At 51.6% G+C, this 2,614-nt stretch carries 2 protein-coding genes; both read right to left on the bottom strand.

Going from position 1 to position 2,614, the window contains the following annotated elements:
- Positions 1-137: 137 nt before the first annotated feature.
- Positions 138-1,766: a conjugal transfer protein TraH gene (locus tag HJG40_RS00010; RefSeq protein ID WP_215862304.1), complete on the bottom strand. Its 1,629-nt coding sequence runs from the start codon at positions 1,764-1,766 to the stop codon at positions 138-140.
- Between the two features lie 16 nt (positions 1,767-1,782).
- Positions 1,783-2,614, bottom strand: an 832-nt coding sequence (locus tag HJG40_RS00005; RefSeq protein WP_215862303.1) for a conjugal transfer protein TraF, incomplete at its 5' end; no start/stop codon positions are given.

The following is a 2,614-nucleotide window of genomic DNA, read 5'->3' as shown; positions in this document are numbered from 1 at the left end:
GCATTCCAGGGTGTCATGACCCCAATAACGTAGTTCACGGATCACTCCGTTCACTGAGCCTGGTCAACCATGAGCCTGCGTACCGCCTTGCAAGCTCCGCCTATACCGACATCGGTTAGGGGGAGTAGTTGACGTCATCAGGGAGCACCGTTATCTTTGCTTTGTGAAAGGTGGTAGGCCTGAAGCAATTTAATGGCCAGAAGCACCCGCTTTGTATCTGTGTTTGAGTTACGCATATAGACGTTTTCACTTTGAGCAATCTGGTCAATAGAACTCTTGTAGAAGCTCGGTATAACCACATGAGGATTACCTGAATATACGCTTTGCTCCGTTGCCATAAGGGAAGCACCCAGTTGCACGGCATATTGGTTCACCGCAACAGGCTCCAGGAGTCCAAGAACCTCAGTAACCAGTGATTTAGAGCTTTGCGCCTGACGAAGCAATGTGTACATATCTCCCGGCATGGTTCTTAAAAAAGCCATTTGAGCGGAAGACAGGGCTGTACCGCTAATGATGTCTGATTCAAGCCCTACATGCGCTTGCGGTCCGCCACCGAAGAGCATGTGTTGGATGTGTGCTTTGATGCCCTCGTATCCCAGAGCGCCGAGTGTTGTGCCGCCTCTATCGACAGATTCGCAACCCATAGTGGATGAATACGGACTATAAGTTGTAGAAGTCGATGCCCAGGGTTCGCAGGTCATGACTGAAGCGTTCTTGGTGCCATTCACCAGATCTTGCAGAGTAAGCGTTGGGGGGTCCGTTTCCGTATCCTGGGCATTGGCGGAATTGGGAGTAGCCTGCGTGCCGTTTTCCTGTTCGGCATCCTGATCCGAATTAGCCGTCGAGCTGGAACCGGGGTGCAGAATGTCTGTGCCGACCAGAGACATCAGGATTTCCTTGGTGCAGGCATGGTCGTTGTTTTTACAGGATGCAGAAACATTGCTTACATCATCATCAATACCTGTCATCATTTTGTACGCATCACTGTTGCCAATGGCCTTCCAGAACATATTGCCTTCCGGGATCAGGGAAGAGGCTGACACACTTTCTGTTTTGGTGGTTGTGGTGGTAGTACCTGTGCTGGAAGTAATAGTGGCCCATGACTTTTCGATATTCGTCTTAAAACCATCCAGAACGCTTTGCAGCACGCCTTCGTGATTAGCCGAATCATAGGCGGATGATACGTCCGTAGATGCACCCGTGCTGAATCCAAAAACTTTCTCGGCATTTTTCCCGACCGCCTTAAAGTCCCCCGCAATATCTCCGGCATTAAAAATGCCGTGTGCCAACTGGCAGGTATTGTGCAGGGAGTTATTCATGGCCTGGATGGTTTTTTCTATGGATGCAAGCAACGCCCCGCACTGGTGGCACATGGCGTCTATGGCGAGCTGGAAAGCGTATCCCAGGGCTTCCTGCCCGATGGTTCGCAGCAGTGCCAGGAATTCCTGTCCGTTAATGAAATGGAAAGACCCCATATAGAGGTTGATACCGCCACATCCTGCGGAGATGTCGGGCGGGGAGAAGCTGATAATATTTGCCCCGGAAAGCGGCGTCCGGACTTCAGCGTATCCGCCTGACAGGGTGACACCATTGCCCAGGCTGGCTGCTTGCGGCACGGATGTTGCGGAGAACATGCCGTCCAGAAACCCCTGCATTCCCGCATAAGCGTGTTGCGACTGCAAAACGCTGGTTGTCACCAGGGATGCTGTTACCGCCAGCAGTACGCCTTTGGAAATCTTCTTTTTGAGTGGTTCCAGTTTTGCCATGTGTTTAATATCCTTTTTACCAGTCCTTTGTTCTTGCCGCTGTCTGCATTTCTACATACCGGCTGATGGCCTGGGGCGATGTGATGCCAGCCTTTGCCGCCGAATGAATTTCTTTGGTCGTCAGCACGCCGCGTTCATAGGCATTTTCAGACCACTCCGACATCTTCTTGGGTAACAGATGCAGATAGCTGGCATCGGCCAGAAGGTTCTGCTCCAGGCTCGCCATGACCTGATACCCCTGAGAGATGATGGCGAAGTTGTCTGGGGGATAGACCATCACGATGGAGGGCGTTTCGACCAGGTGCAGGAGTTTTGCCTGTCCGTGATCCCGAACAAAGACCGCGTTTTTAGGAATGTCAGAAACGGAGCCGTTGCTGGCATCAATGTAAACGGTTTTGAAATTGGCCTGTTGTAAAAGATGCCGATATTGCCGTAGCTGCAGATTGCAGAACGGGCAGTCGTGCTTCACGAAAACCCAAATCCCCACATGATGTGTCAGATATTGCAGGGCATGTTGTTTGTTCCAGGCAATATAGGTATTGAACTCGCTATTGGCGTCATTGGATCGAGGCACATAATTGGAGTAGTTCAGAACCGGGTTGGTGTTGGCCACCTGCACGAACTTCTCCGCAAAGTTCTGGGCTTTGTCGAACATGACTTTCTGCACGGAGAGGTACTGGGTGACGTTCTTCGTGCTGGGGTTGTTGATGGCCGCATCTCGAAGTTTGGGCAGCTCGACCCGAATCCATTGCACAGAAAGAGGCGGTGGCGCTTTCTTTTTCGGCTTTGCCGGTTTGGGCTTGGCGACAACCGGTTTGGGAATTGGCTTGGGTACGATCTTGGGCTTT

The organism is Acidithiobacillus concretivorus (genome assembly GCF_018853445.1).
GTDB lineage: Bacteria > Pseudomonadota > Gammaproteobacteria > Acidithiobacillales > Acidithiobacillaceae > Acidithiobacillus > Acidithiobacillus concretivorus.
Note: the sequence above shows the minus strand (reverse complement) of the source record. Positions and strands in the feature narration are given on the sequence as shown.